The 16345-nt window shown below is 65.4% G+C and carries 15 protein-coding genes; 12 read left to right on the top strand and 3 right to left on the bottom strand.

What is annotated here, in order from left to right; translation table 11 throughout:
* Nucleotides 1-5 precede the first annotated feature (5 nt).
* Genes FMM02_RS04045 through FMM02_RS04030 form a run of 4 tightly spaced genes read left to right on the top strand, consistent with a single transcriptional unit; the run spans nucleotide 6 to nucleotide 4527 of the window.
* Nucleotides 6-1508 (top strand): phospholipase D-like domain-containing protein, encoded by a 1503-nt coding sequence (locus FMM02_RS04045; protein WP_147493660.1) that lies wholly within the window; start codon nucleotides 6-8, stop codon nucleotides 1506-1508.
* Nucleotides 1509-1548: 40 nt separating this feature from the next.
* A complete protein-coding gene (locus FMM02_RS04040) occupies nucleotides 1549-2250 on the top strand; it encodes an HAD family hydrolase (RefSeq protein WP_147493659.1) in 702 nt (233 codons plus the stop codon).
* Nucleotides 2247-3161, top strand: coding sequence for a 4-hydroxybenzoate octaprenyltransferase (gene ubiA, locus FMM02_RS04035; protein WP_147493658.1), 915 nt, complete (start codon nucleotides 2247-2249; stop codon nucleotides 3159-3161). Before FMM02_RS04040 ends, ubiA begins: the two co-directional genes overlap by 4 nt.
* A 19-nt stretch (nucleotides 3162-3180) precedes the next feature.
* Nucleotides 3181-4527: a TldD/PmbA family protein gene (locus FMM02_RS04030; RefSeq protein ID WP_147493657.1), complete on the top strand. Its 1347-nt coding sequence runs from the start codon at nucleotides 3181-3183 to the stop codon at nucleotides 4525-4527.
* 1 nt (nucleotide 4528) lies between these two features.
* Here FMM02_RS04030 and FMM02_RS04025 read toward each other — a convergent pair whose 3' ends face one another.
* Nucleotides 4529-4963 (bottom strand): CoA-binding protein, encoded by a 435-nt coding sequence (locus FMM02_RS04025; RefSeq protein ID WP_147493656.1) that lies wholly within the window; start codon nucleotides 4961-4963, stop codon nucleotides 4529-4531.
* 30 nt (nucleotides 4964-4993) lie between these two features.
* Nucleotides 4994-5953: a P-loop NTPase gene (locus tag FMM02_RS04020; protein ID WP_147493655.1), complete on the bottom strand. Its 960-nt coding sequence runs from the start codon at nucleotides 5951-5953 to the stop codon at nucleotides 4994-4996.
* 70 nt (nucleotides 5954-6023) lie between these two features.
* Between FMM02_RS04020 and hflK the strand changes: the two genes are divergently transcribed.
* The 8 genes from hflK to FMM02_RS03980 all read left to right on the top strand — a co-directional run bounded on the left by hflK (nucleotide 6024) and on the right by FMM02_RS03980 (nucleotide 15349).
* The gene (hflK, locus tag FMM02_RS04015; protein ID WP_147493654.1) at nucleotides 6024-7103 is read left to right on the top strand and encodes an FtsH protease activity modulator HflK; all 1080 of its coding nucleotides are present in this window, start codon (nucleotides 6024-6026) and stop codon (nucleotides 7101-7103) included.
* Nucleotides 7100-7957, top strand: a complete 858-nt coding sequence (gene hflC, locus FMM02_RS04010) for a protease modulator HflC (RefSeq protein ID WP_147493653.1) — start codon at nucleotides 7100-7102, stop codon at nucleotides 7955-7957. The genes hflK and hflC overlap by 4 nt, the downstream gene beginning before the upstream one ends.
* 82 nt (nucleotides 7958-8039) lie before the next feature.
* Nucleotides 8040-9593: a Do family serine endopeptidase gene (locus FMM02_RS04005; protein WP_246104817.1), complete on the top strand. Its 1554-nt coding sequence runs from the start codon at nucleotides 8040-8042 to the stop codon at nucleotides 9591-9593.
* Nucleotides 9594-9662: 69 nt separating this feature from the next.
* The gene (locus tag FMM02_RS04000) at nucleotides 9663-11303 is read left to right on the top strand and encodes a helicase HerA-like domain-containing protein (protein ID WP_147493652.1); all 1641 of its coding nucleotides are present in this window, start codon (nucleotides 9663-9665) and stop codon (nucleotides 11301-11303) included.
* On the top strand, nucleotides 11293-11691 hold the full coding sequence (locus FMM02_RS03995; protein ID WP_147493651.1) for a nuclear transport factor 2 family protein: 399 nt from the start codon (nucleotides 11293-11295) through the stop codon (nucleotides 11689-11691). Before FMM02_RS04000 ends, FMM02_RS03995 begins: the two co-directional genes overlap by 11 nt.
* Before the next feature lie 62 nt (nucleotides 11692-11753).
* On the top strand, nucleotides 11754-12068 hold the full coding sequence (locus tag FMM02_RS03990; RefSeq protein WP_147493650.1) for a hypothetical protein: 315 nt from the start codon (nucleotides 11754-11756) through the stop codon (nucleotides 12066-12068).
* A gap of 40 nt (nucleotides 12069-12108) precedes the next feature.
* Nucleotides 12109-13302, top strand: a complete 1194-nt coding sequence (locus FMM02_RS03985; RefSeq protein ID WP_147493649.1) for a M20 metallopeptidase family protein — start codon at nucleotides 12109-12111, stop codon at nucleotides 13300-13302.
* A 70-nt stretch (nucleotides 13303-13372) separates the two neighbouring features.
* Nucleotides 13373-15349 (top strand): OPT family oligopeptide transporter, encoded by a 1977-nt coding sequence (locus FMM02_RS03980; RefSeq protein WP_147494958.1) that lies wholly within the window; start codon nucleotides 13373-13375, stop codon nucleotides 15347-15349.
* Here the strand turns inward: FMM02_RS03980 and FMM02_RS03975 are convergent.
* On the bottom strand, nucleotides 15332-16312 hold the full coding sequence (locus FMM02_RS03975) for a 2-dehydropantoate 2-reductase (protein WP_246104847.1): 981 nt from the start codon (nucleotides 16310-16312) through the stop codon (nucleotides 15332-15334). The two genes, FMM02_RS03980 and FMM02_RS03975, sit on opposite strands and share 18 nt — an antisense overlap.
* Nucleotides 16313-16345 lie beyond the last annotated feature (33 nt).

The following is a 16345-nucleotide window of genomic DNA, read 5'->3' as shown; positions in this document are numbered from 1 at the left end:
ACGGGGTGCTGGACCCAATTATTGAGCAGGGACGAAACTGCTGGGCGATCGCGCGCGCCGAGCAGGCGACGGTCATCGTCGATGCTGCCGACTATTACCATCACATCCGCCTCGCGATGGGCAAGGCCGAGCGCCGCATCCTCATCGTTGGCTGGGATTTTGACACGCGGATCTCCCTTGAACCCGAGGAGGCGAATGGCGGCGAGCCGCTTGGCCGCTTTTTCCTCCGCCTGGCTCGCGAGTGCCCAACGCGCGAGATCGACGTGCTTAAATGGAATTTCGGTGCGTTGAAGCAGCTCGGTCGGATGAGGGCAATTTACTGGCTTTACCGCTGGTGGCGCGCCGGGCCGATCCGGATGCGTTTCGACAGTGCCCATCCGCCCGGCTGCAGTCATCATCAAAAGATCGCGGTCATTGACGACTGGCTTGCGGCGTGCGGCGGGATCGACATTTCGAACCACCGCTGGGACCGGAGCGACCATTGCGACGAGCACCCGGCCCGGATCGGTCCGAACGGGAAGCCCTATCCGCCTTGGCATGATGCGACCATGCTGATGCGTGGGCCGGTTGCTGCCAAGCTGGGCGAGCTGAGCCGCGACCGGTGGAAGCTGGCCACCGGGACCGCACTGGCACCCGTGGGGTCCGGGGACATCGCATGGCCGGACCAGTTGCCGGCCACGTTTGACAATGTCGACATCGCCATCGCCCGGACCCGCGCGTCCTACAAGGACTTGGATGAAATCCGCGAGATCGAAACGCTGTTTCTCGACATGATCGCTAAGGCGAAACGCTTCATATATTTCGAGAATCAATATTTTACGTCCGCAAAGATTGCAGCTGCGATTGCTTGCCGGATGGAAGAGGAAAATCCGCCGAACATCGTGCTGGTGATGCCGCGCACCGCCGAGGGCTGGCTGGAGCAGAAAGCCATGGACGCCGCGCGGATCAAGCTGATGGCCGCGATCGGCAACAAGGACAAAGGGAACCGCTTTCGGATCTATGTCCCGACGACCAGGAGCGGAAACGATATTTACGTCCATGCCAAGATTTCGATCGTCGACGACCGGCTGCTTCGCGTCGGGTCGGCGAACCTCAACAATCGCAGCATGGGCCTCGATAGCGAATGCGACGTTATCATCGACGCGGCGCTTCCCGCTAACCAGGACACCGGCCCGGCGATGACCGGGCTGCGCCATCGCCTGCTTGCCGAGCATCTCGATTGCACGCCCGAACAATTTGCCGAGGCCGAGATGCGGATGGAATCAATGGTCGATGCCATCGAAGCGCTGCGTGGTCGTGGAAAGACGCTGGACCTGCTCGACCTCGAGGAACTCGGGACGCCCGAGGAATTCATTGCCGCGACCGAACTGCTCGATCCCGAACATGCCGATGCGATGTTCGATCCGATCGCCAAGCGCGGCTTGGCGAAGAGCTGGAAGCGCGGGCGGGAAGCCTTGTTTCAGCGCGTCGGATTGTCCCGACGGGACCGCAAAAAACCGGCGCGATAGCCATATCGCCAAGGCGTTCGGCCGATGCTAGGCGCAGCCGATGCCTTTCGACCTCATTTGTCTCGATGCCGACGACACGCTGTGGCACAATATGCGCCACTTCGCCGCCACTCAGGATGCGCTGGTGGCAATGCTCGAACCCTTCGCCGACGCCGGGATCACGCGCGAGGCGCTTGAAGCCTGTGAAATCCGCAACCTCAGGCTTTACGGCTATGGCGCCAAGGCGTTCACCCTGTCGATGATCGAGACCGCGCTGGAATTGGGCGGTGACGACGTCCCCGCTTCGGTGATTCGCGATATCCTTGAGGCTGGCCGGGCGCTCCATGGGCATCCGGTCGAACTGTTCGCGGGGATCGACGACACGCTTAATGCGCTGGCCGACCGCGCCCGGCTCGTGCTGGTGACCAAGGGCGACCTGTTTCACCAGGAAGCAAAGCTTGCCGCGTCGGGACTTGGCGACCGCTTTTCGGGGATTGAGATCGTCAGCGACAAGCGGCCCGAAACCTTCGCCGGCATCTTCCGCCGCTATGGCGCCGCTCCAGAGCGGTCGATCATGGCCGGCGATTCCATGCGCAGCGATATCATTCCCGCGCTTGAGGCCGGCGCTTGGGCAGCCTTCATCCCCCAGCCGCTGGCCTGGAGCCATGAGCAGCGGCCGGCGCCCACGGGTCATCCGCGCTTCGTCGAGCTTCCATCGCTTGCGGCGCTGGTCAACTGGCTCGATCATGCCGAGGCGGCGTGAGAGCCGACGAGCTGGTTCCCGATAGCGAACGGCGCGGGCTGATCGGCGCCCTGCCGGCGGCCGCGCGCCCCTACGCTTCGCTGATGCGGCTCGATCGACCAATCGGAACCTGGCTGCTGTTCTGGCCTTGCGCATGGAGCGTCGCTCTGGCCGGGGTCGGCGGGAAGTGGGCTTTGTTCGGCTGGTTCCTGCTCGGCGCCTTCGCGATGCGCTCGGCGGGCTGCGCCTATAACGACATAGTCGACAAGGACCTCGACGCCCGGGTAGAACGCACAAGGTCAAGGCCCCTTGCCTCGGGGCGAATCCCAGTGAAGGCGGCCTGGGGGCTGGTCGTCGCGCTGTCGCTGATCGGGCTCGCCGTTCTTCTCCAGCTCGATCGCACCGCCCAGGGAATCGCCTTGCTGAGTCTTGCGCCGGTCGCCGCCTATCCTTTCATGAAGCGGCTTACCTGGTGGCCGCAGGCTTGGCTCGGACTGGTGTTCAGTTGGGGCGCGCTGGTTGGCTGGCCGGCGGTCACCGGCGCCTTGGCAACGCCCGCGCTGTTGCTGTGGCTCGGAAGCATTTTCTGGGTGATCGGTTACGATACGCTCTACGCCATCCAGGATATCGAGGACGATGCGCTGGTCGGCGTGAAATCCAGCGCGCGAGCCCTGGGTCCGCGGGCGCGCTTGGGGATCGGCATCTCCTATGCCCTCGCGCTTGCCGGATGGGCTGCGGCGATCTGGATGGTCCGCGCCGACTGGCTGGCGCTCGTGGCGCTGGCACCCGCCGCCGTCCATTTAAGCTGGCAGGTGGCGAAGGCCGATCCGGCCAAGGGGGAACTGGCGCTCGCCCTATTTCGGTCAAATCGACTGACCGGCTTTTTTCTGTTCCTTGGCTTCCTGACGGTCGGCTTGTCGTCAGCGGGCTGACCGCTTAACGCGCCTCCCCATGTTGTCCCCCGTCAAAGCCCAAGACAAGGCCGCAGCGCTTGTCGACCTCGCCCGCCGCAAGGGCGCCGATGCCGCCGACGCCGTTTATGTCGGTGACCGATCGCAAGGCGTCAGCGTCCGGCTTCGCCAACTGGAGGACGTGAACCGCAGCGAGGGCGAGGAAATCGGCCTGCGCGTCTTCCGTGGGCGGCGGAGCGCTACCATCTCCGCTTCCGACCTGTCGTCCGAGGCAATGGGGGAAATGGTCGAGCGGGCACTGGCGATGGCGGCCGAAGCGCCGGAGGACCAGTTCGCCGGACTCGCCCCCGAAGAACTGATCTTGCGCGACAAGCCCGCCGACCTCGACCTCGACGATGGCGGCGACCCCGATCCCGATCAGCTCCGCCAGCGCGCGCTGGAAGCCGAAGATGCGGCGCGCTCGGTCAAGGGGGTGACCAATTCCAACGGCGCCAGTGCCTCGTCTAGCGCATCGATCTTCGCCATCGCCACCAGCCATGGCTTCGCTGCCGCCACTCGGGCCACCGGTTACAGCAATTCCGCCAGCGTCGTCGCCGGTTCGGGGTCGGCGATGCAGCGCGACCATGCCTGGCACTCGGCGCGCCACTTCTCCGACCTCGACAGTGCCGAAGGCATCGGCGGCCGGGCAGCCGAGCGAGCAGTGGCCCGGCTCAACCCAGTGAGCGTCAGGCCAGGGGTTATGCCGGTCCTGTTCGACCCGCGCGTGGCGACCACGCTGCTTGGCCATTTCATCGCAGCGATCAGCGGCGCCGCGATTGCCCGCCAGTCGAGCTTCCTGCTCGATGCGCTCGGTACTAGGCTGTTCGCCGAGGGTATCACCGTCCACGATGATCCGCTCCGCCCCCGCGGGCTTCGGAGTCGTGCGTTTGACGGCGAAGGACTGCCGGTCGGGCCGAGCGACCTCGTCAGTGACGGCGTCCTGACGACCTGGCTGGCGGAAAGCGCCTCGGCGCGCCAACTGGGCATCGCGCCGACCGGCCATGCCGTGCGCGGCGTGTCCGGTGCGCCCGCCGCCGGGCCGGCCAATCTGACGCTGTCGCCGGGTACCCGCAGCCGCGACGCGATGATTTCCTCGATCGATCATGGCGTGCTTGTCACCGAACTGATCGGTCAGGGGGTCAACGGCGTGACCGGTGACTATTCGCGCGGCGCCGCCGGTTTCCTTATCGTCAAGGGCGAGATCGGCCCCGCGGTGGCCGAGATCACAATCGCGTCCAATCTCAAAACGATGTTCGCCACCCTTGAACCCGCAAGCGACCTTCGAATCCGGCGCGGGATCGACAGCCCGACCGTGCTGGTCCCCGCAATGACGGTTGCAAGCGCCTGAGCTAGTCCGTCGCGACCGGCGCCAGCCCGAGCCGCCCAATCTCGATCTTGGGGCAATGGTCCATCACGACCTTGAGACCCGCCGCCTCGGCCTTTGCCGCCGCTCCCTCGTTGATGACGCCCAGCTGCATCCAGACTGCCTTGGCGCCGATGGCGATCGCCTGGTCGACGATCGGGCCGACCGCGTCGCTGCGCCGAAAGATGTCGACCATGTCGATAGGCTCTCCGATTTGCGAAAGTTCGCGCCACACATATTCGCCGTGGACATGTTCGCCGGTGATGTTCGGGTTCACCGGGATGACCCGGTAGCCATGGGCCTGCAGGAACTTCATCACGCCGTTGCTGGCCCGTTCTGGCCGGTCGGAGGCACCGACCATGGCAATGGTCCGTACGCTTTTCAGCAGCTCGGCAATCTCTTCGGGGCGGGTTAGGGGCATCGCGTTCCTCCTCGTTCCCGCTCCAATGCTTCAGCCGCCGACTTTCTCCAATTGCTGAAGGATTCGGCGGGCGAGGGCGGCGAAGGCCTCCGCCGCGGGGCCGTCACCCGCAGCCGGCGGTTGGCCCGCGTCCGATGCCTCCCGAAGGCTGGCCGACAGCGGCAGGCGGCCAAGGAACGGGATTCCCGCGGCGGCGGCCGAAGCTTCTGCCCCGCCGCTGCCGAAGGGGTCGCTGCTTTCGCCGCAATGCGGGCATTGATAACCGGCCATGTTCTCGATGAGGCCGAGCAGCGGAACGCTGGTCTTACCGAACAGGTCGATGGCCCGCGTTGCGTCGATCAACGAGAGATCTTGCGGCGTCGACACGATGACCGCGCCTGCCGGGCGGGCTTTCTGGATCAAGGACAGCTGCACGTCCCCCGTTCCGGGCGGGAGGTCGACGAGGACGATCTCCGCGTCGCCCCATTGCCCCTCGACGAGCTGGTTGAGCGCTCCCGACGCCATCGGACCGCGCCAAGCCAGTGCCGTTCCCGCGGAAACTAGCTGGCCGACCGACAGCAGCTTCACCCCCTTCGCCTCGACCGGAACCAGCTTGTCATTTTCGGCGACGGGCTTTTCGGTCGTGCCAAGCAAGGTGGGCTGGGAGGGGCCATATATATCGGCGTCGATGATTCCGACCCGCTTGCCCATCCGCGCCAGTGCGATGGCCAGGTTGGCCGTCATCGTCGACTTGCCGACCCCGCCTTTGCCGGACCCGATCGCGATCAGCGTCTGGCGAGTCTTGGCCGCGGTCATGGCAATTCGCACTTCGCTGACGTCGCCGGCCGTTGCCGCGGCCCTGAAAGCGGCTTCCAGCGCGTCGCGCTCGGCCGAGGTCATCCCGCTTGCGTCGGCCACGATCGTTGCGATGCCGCCCCTTACTGACCAGCTGCGGATTCGCGCCGCGTCGGGGTGATCGGCAAGAGCGGGCGGAAGGTCCTTCATCGTCATGGCCCGCCCATTAGTCGGCTTTTCGACGGGCGGCACTGTTATTCGGCAAAACCGCACCTATTATGGGAGCATGACGATATTCTCCGGGTGGGCAGCACGAGGACGCGCCTTCTTCAGTGACAACAAGGGACCTTGGGGCGCGCCGCCGGGGTCGGGCGGCGACGAGCCGCCTCCGGGCAATGAGCCCTCGGGCCCCTGGGGCGGCACGCCGCGCAAAGGTCCGCGGCCACAGGTCAATTCGCTCGACGAATTTTTGAAGCGCAGCCGCGGCCGGATTGGTGGCGGCGGGGGCGGATTCAATTTTGGCGGCGTCCCGGACCGTTCGCTTTATGCTTGGGCGATCATCGGCATCGCCACGCTGTGGCTTTTGTTCACCACCATGCACCGCATCGCGCCCGAAGAGCGCGGGGTGGTCACCCGTTTCGGTCGCTACAGCCATACGCTGTCCCCCGGCATCGGCCTGACTCTACCGTCGCCGATCGACCGGGTGCAGAAGGTCAATGTCGAGGAAATTCGTCCGATCGACCTCGGTTCGGCCGCCGAAGAAACGCTGATGCTGACGGGCGACCAGAATATCATCGACATCGCCTACCAAGTGCGCTGGAACATCCGCGATCCCGAACAATATCTGTTCGAGCTGGCGACTCCCGAGGACACGATCCGCCAAGTAGCCGAAAGTTCGATGCGGATGATCGTTGGCCAGGTCAGCCTGCAGGACGCGATCGGCAACAAGCGCGGCGACATCGAAGCCCGCGTCGCCGAGGAAATGCAGCAGACGCTCGACAGCTATCGCGCCGGCGTGGTGATCCAGGGCGTGGCGATCAAGCAGGCCGACCCGCCGGCAGCGGTCAACGACGCCTTCAAGGACGTTACCGCCGCCCAGCAGGATGCGCAAAGCTATATCAACGATGCGAACGCCTACGCCCAGCAGCTCAGTCAGAAGGCCCAGGGCGAAGCGACCGCGTTCGACAAGGTCTATGAACAATATCGGCTTGCACCGGAGGTGACCAAGCGCCGCATGTATTATGAAACGATGGAGCGCGTCCTCCAGGGCGTCGACAAGACGATCGTCGAGATGCCCGGCGTCACGCCATATTTGCCGCTTAACGAGCTGCGCAAAAGCGCTCCGCGCGAAGGAGCGGCCCAATGATCGCAATCGTTCGCAATCATCCCGTCGCCGCGGCGGTGATCGGCTTCGTGCTGCTTCTGGTCAGCTTCACGACCGTATCGATCGTGCCGGAAACGCAGCAGGGCGTGGTCGCCCGCTTCGGCAAGCCGGTACGGATCATCAACCGCTATAAGGAAGGCGACAGATTCGGTGGACCCGGCGCCGGGCTCGCGGTGCGCATTCCATTCGCCGAAAATATCGTGTGGATCGACAAGCGCGTGCGCGACATCGACATGGAACGGCAGCAGGTGCTGTCGACCGACCAGTTGCGGCTGGAGGTCGATGCTTTCGCCCGTTACCGCGTCGTCGACCCGCTACGTATGTATATCGCCGCGACCTCGGTCGACCGGGTGGAACTGGCGCTTCGCCCGATCCTCGGCTCCCAGCTTCGCAACGAGCTGGGCAAGCGGCCCTTCGCCTCGCTGCTTTCCCCCGAACGCGAAGGCGCGATGGAGAATATCAAGGCGGGGCTCGGCCGCGTCGCCCGCCAATATGGCGTCGAGATCGTCGACGTGCGGATCAAGAAGGCCGACCTTCCGGACGGAACGCCGCTGCAGTCGGCCTATGCCCGGATGATGACCGCGCGTCGCCAGGAAGCGCGGTCGATCCGTGCCGAGGGAGCAAAGCGGGCGCAGATCATCCGCGCGGAGGCAGATGCCGAGGCGGCGCAGACCTATGCCGCGGCGTTCGGCAAGGATCCGCAGTTCTACGACTTTTATCGCGCCATGCAGTCCTACCAGACGACCTTCCTGGGCGATGGCCAGACGAAGCCTGCTGAGACCAACATCATCCTGTCGCCGACCAATGAATATTTGAAGGAATTCACTGGACGATAGGAGCCACAAGCGTTCAATTCGCGTTCATGCGCTTGACCTAGCGTGGGCAAGCAACCCGCGAATGCCAAGCGAAGGATTGGGAATGAGTTCGACGAAGGAGTTTCGACCCGTGCGTTATGCCTATGGGGTCGCAATGGCCCTGCTACTCGGAGGTACGGCATTTTCCGTCGCGACCGGCCAGGCCGGTGCGCAAGTGGCGCAAAACGCGCCGTCCGCAATGGTCCCGCGGGCCGGCGCGCCGTCCTCTTTTTCTGACCTGGCCGCGCGGCTCGCGCCTGCAGTGGTCAATATTTCGACCAAGCAGCGGGTCCCGGTACGGCGCCAGGTCGACCCGTTCGAGGAATTTTTCCGCCGCTTCGGCGGACAGGCGCCGCAAGGCCAGGGCCAGGGGCAGGAAACGCCCCAGACGCGCGAAACCGGTTCGCTCGGCTCGGGCTTCATCATCTCGCCTGACGGCTACATCGTCACCAACAATCACCTGATTCAGGGTGCGAACGGCCAGGGCACGGTCGACAGCATCACCATCACCCTGTCCGACCGCAAGGAATATCCGGCCCGGGTGATCGGTCGCGACAGCGCTTCCGACCTTGCCCTGCTGAAGATCGAGGGGTCGAACCTGCCCTACGTCAACTGGGGCGATTCGAACCGTGCGCGCGTCGGCGACTGGATCGTCGCGATCGGCAATCCCTACGGGCTCGGCGGAACGGTTACTGCCGGCATCATCTCCGCCCTTCATCGCGGGATCACGGGCGCCGGTGCCTACGACCGCTACATCCAGACCGATGCCAGCATCAACATGGGCAATTCGGGCGGTCCGATGTTCGACATGGCCGGCAATGTGATCGGCGTGAACTCGGCCCTGATCAGCCCGACCGGCGCAAGCGTCGGCATCGGCCTGGCCATCCCCGCCGAAGCGGCCAAGCCGGTGATCGACGCGCTGCGCCGCGGCCAGCGTCCGGAGCGCGGCTATCTTGGTGTCGGCCTCCAGCCACTTGAAGAAAGCATCGCCGCCAGCCTTGGCCTTCCCAAGGAGCGGGGCGAACTTGTCCGGTCGGTCGTTCCCGGCGGCCCGGCTGCACGCGCCGGCATGCAGCAGGGCGACGTGATCGTGAAGGTCAACGGCCAAGACGTGACGCCGGACGAGACCGCAAGCTACATCATTGCCAACACCACCGTTGGCAGTCGCGTGCCGATCGAGGTTATCCGCGACGGCCGCCGCCGGATCCTGCAAGTGCAGGTCGGCCAGCGCCCGACCGAGGAAGAATTGGCCCGCCAATCGGGTGCGGTGACCGACCAGGACCAGGCACTGGGCGAGGAAGCGCCGGTCGCGCCCGGGACCGCACTCGGCCTTTCGATGCAGCCGCTCAACCCGCAGATCATTCGCGCGCTCAACCTGCCGACGGATGTTCGCGGGGTCGTGATCACCTCAATTGAGGCGAGCAGCGACGCCGCCCAGAAAGGCCTTCGGCGCGGGGACGTGATCATGTCGGTCAACCGGCAGCCGGTCACTGCACCGGCGCAGGTGCTGGCCGCTGTCGAAGCCGCGCGTCGCGCCGGCCGCACCAGCGTGCTTCTGCTGGTCAAGCGCGGACAGGCTCCCGAGGCCTTCGTCGGGGTCGATATCGCCACCCGCTAAACCGCTTGTTGCTCCCACTCCTTCGGCCTAGGCTTTCAGGCCTATTGCCGAGGGAGTGGAAAGCGATCGATGGCCAGTCAGGCGACGAGCAGCATCTTTGTCGGCGCCGCCAAAGGCGGTGCAAGGCCGCAGCGGCTTGAGCTCAAGCGAGCCAACCGGCACGGCCTGATCGCCGGCGCGACTGGGACCGGCAAGACCGTCACCCTGCAGGGCATAGTCGAAGGACTGTCGAACGTAGGTGTCCCGACATTCGTCGCCGACGTGAAAGGTGACCTGGCCGGTCTCGCAATGCCCGGCGCGGCTACCGCCAAGCCACACGAGGCCTTCACCGCCCGTGCTGCCGAGATCGGCTATCAGGACTGGGCCTATGCCGGTTTCCCGGTCCAGTTCTGGGACCTGTTCGCCGAACAAGGCCATCCTGTCCGCACGACCGTTAGCGAGATGGGGCCCCTTTTGCTCGCCCGGCTGATGAACCTCAACGAGGTGCAGGAGGGCGTGCTTACCATCGCCTTCCATGTCGCCGACAAGGAGGGGCTGATGCTCCTCGATCTCGACGATCTGCAGGCGATGCTTGTCCATATCGGTGAGCGGGCCGACGAGCTGACGCTTGAATATGGCAATGTGTCCAAACCGTCGGTCGGTGCGATCCAGCGCTCGCTGCTCCAGTTGCGCGCCCAGGGCGGAGACCATTTCTTCGGCGAACCGGCACTCGATCTAGAAGATTTCCTAAAGATCGACGAAAACGGCCAGGGGATCATCAACATCCTCGCCGCCGACAAGCTGATGGCCTCTCCGCGGCTCTATTCGACCTTCCTGCTCTGGCTCCTGTCGGAACTGTTCGAAGTCCTCCCCGAGGTTGGCGACAGCGACAAGCCCAAGCTGGCCTTCTTCTTCGACGAAGCTCATTTGCTGTTCGACGACGCGCCGCCCGCCTTGCAGGATAAGGTAGAACAGGTCGTCCGCCTGATCCGATCGAAAGGCGTTGGCGTTTTTTTCATCACCCAGAACCCGATCGACATTCCCGACGATGTCGCGGGCCAGCTGGGCAACCGGGTGCAGCATGCGCTGCGCGCTTTCACCCCGCGCGACCAGGCGGCGGTAAAGGCGGCGGCCGAGACTTTCCGGCCCAACCCCGACGTCGATGTCACCGCAGCGATTACCGAGCTGAAAGTCGGCGAGGCGCTGGTCTCGCTACTCCAGCCCGATGGCTCCCCCTCGCCGGTCGAGCGCACGTTGATCAAGCCGCCGAGATCGCGGGTTGGCCCACTCACCGCCCAGGAACGCGCGATCCTCGTGCAGACGGACGCGATTGGCGCCAAATATGACCTGCTGCTCGACCGCGAAAGCGCGGAGGAAATCTTAAAAGCCAAGAGTGATGAGGCTGCCGCCGCCGCCGCGGCCGTCGCGGCGAAAAGCGAGGCGCAAAAGGCAGCCGCACTCCAGGCCAAGCAGGACGCGCTGGCCGCGAAAGAAGAGGCGCGTGCAAAGGCCGTCGAGGAGCGGCTTCGGATCCAGCAGATGCGCGAGGAAGAACGCCGCCGCAAGGAGCTGGAACGAGAAGAAGCGCGACGCGCTCGCGAGGCGGCGAAGCCGACAATGGCCGACAAGATGATCCAGTCGGCGGGACGGTCAATCGCCTCCTCGGTCGGTCGCCAGATCGGCAATTCCCTGCTGCGCGGCATTTTCGGAGGACTGAAGCGTGGTCGCTGACGCACCTTGCACCGATGTGCGTGACCTTGAACGCGACTGGCGGGCGGCACTGATCGCCAAGGACGAAGCTGCGCTTCGCCAACTCATCCACCCGCAATTCAAGCTGGTCGGCATTCGCTCGACCGGCTCGGTCGCCGTCGACCTCGAACAGTGGATCGAAGCGCTGAAACGGATGGACATCGCCAGCCTCGACGTGCGCGTCACCGAATGCGTCCAGCTGGACCAGGTGATCGTCGCCACAGTCGATGCCCAGTGGCAGGTTCGCTACCTCGGCCAGGTGATCGACGAACGCGTGCTGCTGACCGATGTTTGGGTGCGCGGCGGAGGATCGTGGCAGGTGATCCGGCGTCACAGTTCCCCGGTCCCGCCCGGGGTCACAATCGATTGATTGATTTTACGGTAGAATGAGTCATGCTCCACGTCGTTAATATGTCCGTGGAGGGGACGGGGATGTTTACGCTCTATGTTGCGCTGGCGCTCGCTGCGCCGAACCCGGGATCGATCGATGCCCCGCGCAAGGCCTATGCAAGCTGCCTGAAGAATTTCGAGTCCAATCAGCTCAAGGCGAAGGTCGCGGTCGATGCCTATGAAGCCTCGGTCAAGACCGCCTGCTCGGGCGAGGCGGCGGCATTTACCGCCGCGCTGGTCGCCTATGACACCGCGATGGGCACGAAGCGGGCCAATGCCACCGCCAATGCCGCCCGCGACGTGGAGGACTACCAGCTGACCAGCGTCGACCGGTATCGCGATCTTCTCGCCAACTGATCGAAGTTGAGCCCGGGCGGAGCCGGCGTTAGGCTGGCCCATGCTTTCCGCCGAAACCGCCGCATGGCTGTCGCGTGCCAAAGCCGAGGTTTCCGGACTGCTGGACCTGCGGCGGGCGATCCACGGCGATCCGGAATTGGGACTGGACTGCCCGCGCACTCGGGCCAAGCTTGAACGCGCCTTGGCGGGCTTGCCGCTGACCTTTCGCCATTCCGACCGTTGCAGCGGTTTCGTCGCCGTCCTCGAGGGTGCCAGGCCGGGCCGGACGGTCCTGCTGCGCGGTGACATGGACGCGCTTCCGATCCACGAAGCAACCGGTCTCGATTTTGCAAGCAAGGTCGCGGGACGGATGCATGCCTGCGGCCATGACACCCATTCGGCGATGCTGGCGTCGGCGGCGAGGCTGCTGTGCGGCAGGCGGGATCAGATCACTGGGCAAATCCTGTTCATGTTCCAGCCCGGCGAGGAGGGCCATCACGGCGCCCGGGTCATGATCGAGGAAGGACTCCTAGGAAACCCGCTGCCGGATGCCGCCTTCGCGCTCCATGTCTGGCCGACCCTGCCGCATGGCGCCGTCGCCTGCCGCGCCGGTGCGATGCTGGCGTCGACCGATACAGTGATGGCGCGGATTGTCGGCAGGGGTGGTCATGCCGCCATGCCGCACGAGGCGATCGACCCCATCCCCGCCGCCTCGGAGATTGTCCTGGCACTGCAGGCGGAGGTTGCGCGGCGCAACCCGGTGCATGACCCGATCGTGCTGTCGATCACCTGCATCAATGCCGGAAGCGCGCACAATGTTCTGCCCGACGCGGTCGAGATGCAGGGGACGCTGCGCGCCCTGTCAGCCGAGGGCCGGGAGCGGGGGCGGGCCGCGTTCGACCGGGTGTGCACCCATGTCGCCGCGGCGCACGGCTGCCAGGCCGAAATCTCGATCGTGCCCGGTTATCCGCCGACCCTCAACGATCCGCGCGCGGTCGCCTTGGTCCGGACCATCGCCGGCGACGCGTTTCGCGACTTGCCCTCTCCCAGCATGGGCGGTGAGGATTTCTCCTACGTCCTGCGCAAGGTGCCCGGCGCGATGGCCTTTCTCGGCGTCGCCGCGGTCGGGCAGGAAAGCGGTCACTGCGCGCCCTTGCACAATCCGGCAATGATCGTCGACGAGGCGGTCTTGCCCCAGGGGGTCGCGCTTCATTGCGCTTTCGCCACCCAATTCCTCGATCAGGGTTGGGGCTGAATTTTTCACCCTATCACCGGCGCGGATACTGTGATTGTGTCCGCCGACTGACATTTTCGGGGGCATGACCATGGCGACCGCCGCGGCATCGACGACGACGGCCTTGATTCGCGAACTGACGCTGCGCGGCGTCATCCTCGGCGGGCTCATCACTCTCCTCTTCACGGCGGCTAATGTCTATCTCGGCCTGAGGATCGGCATCACCTTTGCCACCTCGATCCCGGCCGCGGTGATCTCAATGGCGATCCTGCGCTACTTCCAGGGATCGACGATCCAGGAAAACAATATCGTCCAGACCATCGCCTCCGCGGCAGGGACGTTGAGCGCGATCATTTTCGTCCTGCCCGGCCTGGTGATGGTCGGCTGGTGGACCGGTTTTCCCTTCTGGCTGTCGGTCGCGGTGATCGCCATCGGCGGCATATTGGGCGTCATGTATTCGGTGCCGCTGCGCCGGGCGCTGGTGACGTCGGGCGACCTTCCCTATCCCGAAGGAGTCGCCGCGGCGGAAGTGCTCAAAGTCGGCGCCGGCGTCGGCGGCGTCGAGGAGAACAAACGTGGCCTTGCGGCGATCCTGATGAGCGCGCTGGTGTCCGCCGGCTTCGCCATTCTCGCCCAGACCCGCATCGTCGCGGCCGAAGCCGCAAGAGCCTTCAAGTTCGGCGCCGGTGCGACGAGCGTGTCGACCAGCCTGTCGATGGCATTGATCGGCGTCGGACATCTGGTCGGGCTGGGCGTCGGCATCGCCATGCTGGTTGGAATGATCACCAGCTGGTTCGTGCTGGTCCCCTGGCAGACCGGACTGGCCGGCGTGGCGGGCGCCACCGACCTGCAGGCCCTGGTCGGCGATACCTTTCGGCAGAAGGTCCGCTTCATCGGCGCCGGGACGATCGGGGTCGCGGCAGTCTGGACCTTGCTCAAGATCATTGGTCCGATCGTGAAGGGCGTGCTGGGGGCGATCGCCGCCAATCGCGCCCGCCGCGCGGGTCAGGGCGCCGGCCTGCCGATCACCGAGCGCGACTTGCCGATCACCATCGTTGTCGGAACGATCATCGCCTCGATGCTGCCGATCGGCCTTCTGCTGGCGGCCTTCGGCCAGTCGGGACCGGTCGGCTCGGCAATGGGCGGAACGCTGGTCGTGACCATCCTTTACATCCTGTTCGCGGGCGTCGTGATCGCCGCGGTCTGCGGTTATATGGCGGGCCTGATCGGCGCGTCGAACAGCCCGATTTCAGGCGTCGGAATTCTCGCCGTGCTGGGCATCTCGTTGATCCTTGCCGCGCTGTTTCCAGCGGTCGACGCCAGCGCCACCCAGGCGCTGGTCGCCTTCGCGCTGTTCGTCACCGCTATCGTTTTCGGCATCGCCACCATTTCCAACGACAACCTCCAGGACCTCAAGACCGGACAGCTAGTCGGCGCGACGCCATGGCGGCAGCAGGTGGCGCTGATCCTCGGCGTCCTGTTCGGGTCCGTGGTCATTCCGCCGATCCTGACACTGCTCAACGACGCCTTCGGCTTCCAGGGTGCGCCGGGCGCGGGCGCCAACGCCCTTGCTGCCCCGCAGGCCGCGCTCATTTCGGCAATCGCGCAGGGCGTGCTCGGCAACAATCTCGACTGGGGGCTGATTGGCCTCGGCGCGGCGATCGGCGTCGCCGCCTGCATCGCCGACGAGATGCTGCGCCGGTCGAACAAGGGCATGCTTCCGCCGCTTGCGGTCGGCATGGGAATTTACCTGCCGATGGCCCTCACCATGCTGATCCCGGTCGGGGCGCTGATCGGCCATTATTACAATCGCTGGGCGGCGCGGGCGGCTAATCCCGATTTTGCCGAGCGGCTGGGTGTGCTGATGGCCACCGGCCTGATCGTCGGCGAAAGCCTTTTCGGTGTAGCCTTCGCCGCGATGGTCGGAGCGACCGACAGTGCGGCACCGCTGGCGCTGGTCGAGGAACATGGCTGGGCGGTGCCGCTCGGCATCGCGCTGTTCGCGGCAGCGATCGCCTGGCTTTACCTCACCACGCGAAAGAAGGCAGCGTTACCGCTGGCGGCCTAGCGCGGCACGGCACAGCGCGTCGGGTTGAAGCGGACCGGCACCGTTTTCGGCGGCGTTCACCAGCGCGACGATCCGCCGGTTGACCGGCGCGTCCCGGCCCAGCCGTTCAGCCAGTCCGACGACCTCGCCATTGATAAAGTCGACTTCGGTCTTCCTGCCCCGCGCCAGGTCGTCGGCCATAGACGAACGGGCACGGTCATCGATCTTCCAGCCCTTCAGGAACAAACTATTGAACAGCAGGTCGGGCGCGGCGATCACCCAGGGTAACAGCCGCGGTCCGACCGCGCCGACCTTGGCGGGGCGGATCCCGGCACTTTTTAGCAGCGTCAGCCCCTCGCGCATCGAGGCCGCGAAGACCCGGCGATAGCCGCGGTTGCGCAGCTCGGGCAGCAGCGGCTGGCCCGACAGGGCATTGATCGCATTGTTGAGGTTGATCAGCAGCTTGCCCCAGGCGATCCCGAGCATATCCTGCGACAGGTTCACCGCCGCGGGGGAAGGGCCGATCGCCGCTGAGAGCTGGCGCATCGCGGGCACATCGTCGGCGTAAAGCTGGCCTGCGACGCCCTTGTGAAATTGCCCGTTGCCCAGATAGGCGACATTGAACGGCACCATCCCGCGGAAGACCGGGAAGCCTGGTCCCAGGATTTCGCGCAGGACATCGACATTGCTGATGCCGTTCTGGAGGCTGAGGACAGCCGTTCCGGGGCGGGCATGATCGGCGACCTGCCGCGCGGCGTCGCCGGTCGCGCCGCTTTTGACGCACAGGACGATGAGGTCGGCATCCGCCAGCGTGGCAGGATCGATGCCATAAGCCACGTCGGCGGCGGGCAAGGTCGCGGACCAGCCGTCATAGTCGCTTAGCACAAGGCCATGGCGGGCAATGTCGCGGGCAAAGGCGGGGCGGCCGATGAAGCTGATATCGAGCCCCGCGGCCTGCCAGCATCCGCCGACGAAGCCGCCGATCGACCCGGCACCGAGGATCGCGACGCGCAGCGC

It is taken from the genome of Sphingomonas xanthus (assembly GCF_007998985.1).
Classification (GTDB): Bacteria; Pseudomonadota; Alphaproteobacteria; order Sphingomonadales; family Sphingomonadaceae; genus Sphingomicrobium; species Sphingomicrobium xanthum.
This window is presented reverse-complemented; position numbering and strand designations above follow the sequence as displayed.

What these genes read in the sequence shown, in the direction of transcription:
- FMM02_RS04030 (WP_147493657.1), top strand. Translation starts at nt 3,181, where the DNA reads ATGTTGTCCCCCGTCAAAGCCCAAGACAAGGCCGCAGCGCTTGTCGAC.
- FMM02_RS04020 (WP_147493655.1), bottom strand. Translation starts at nt 5,953, where the DNA reads ATGACGATGAAGGACCTTCCGCCCGCTCTTGCCGATCACCCCGACGCG.
- hflC (WP_147493653.1), top strand. Translation starts at nt 7,100, where the DNA reads ATGATCGCAATCGTTCGCAATCATCCCGTCGCCGCGGCGGTGATCGGC.
- FMM02_RS04000 (WP_147493652.1), top strand. Translation starts at nt 9,663, where the DNA reads ATGGCCAGTCAGGCGACGAGCAGCATCTTTGTCGGCGCCGCCAAAGGC.
- hflK (WP_147493654.1), top strand. Translation starts at nt 6,024, where the DNA reads ATGACGATATTCTCCGGGTGGGCAGCACGAGGACGCGCCTTCTTCAGT.
- FMM02_RS03990 (WP_147493650.1), top strand. Translation starts at nt 11,754, where the DNA reads ATGTTTACGCTCTATGTTGCGCTGGCGCTCGCTGCGCCGAACCCGGGA.
- FMM02_RS03985 (WP_147493649.1), top strand. Translation starts at nt 12,109, where the DNA reads ATGCTTTCCGCCGAAACCGCCGCATGGCTGTCGCGTGCCAAAGCCGAG.
- FMM02_RS04025 (WP_147493656.1), bottom strand. Translation starts at nt 4,963, where the DNA reads ATGCCCCTAACCCGCCCCGAAGAGATTGCCGAGCTGCTGAAAAGCGTA.
- FMM02_RS04040 (WP_147493659.1), top strand. Translation starts at nt 1,549, where the DNA reads ATGCCTTTCGACCTCATTTGTCTCGATGCCGACGACACGCTGTGGCAC.
- FMM02_RS04005 (WP_246104817.1), top strand. Translation starts at nt 8,040, where the DNA reads ATGAGTTCGACGAAGGAGTTTCGACCCGTGCGTTATGCCTATGGGGTC.
- FMM02_RS03980 (WP_147494958.1), top strand. Translation starts at nt 13,373, where the DNA reads ATGGCGACCGCCGCGGCATCGACGACGACGGCCTTGATTCGCGAACTG.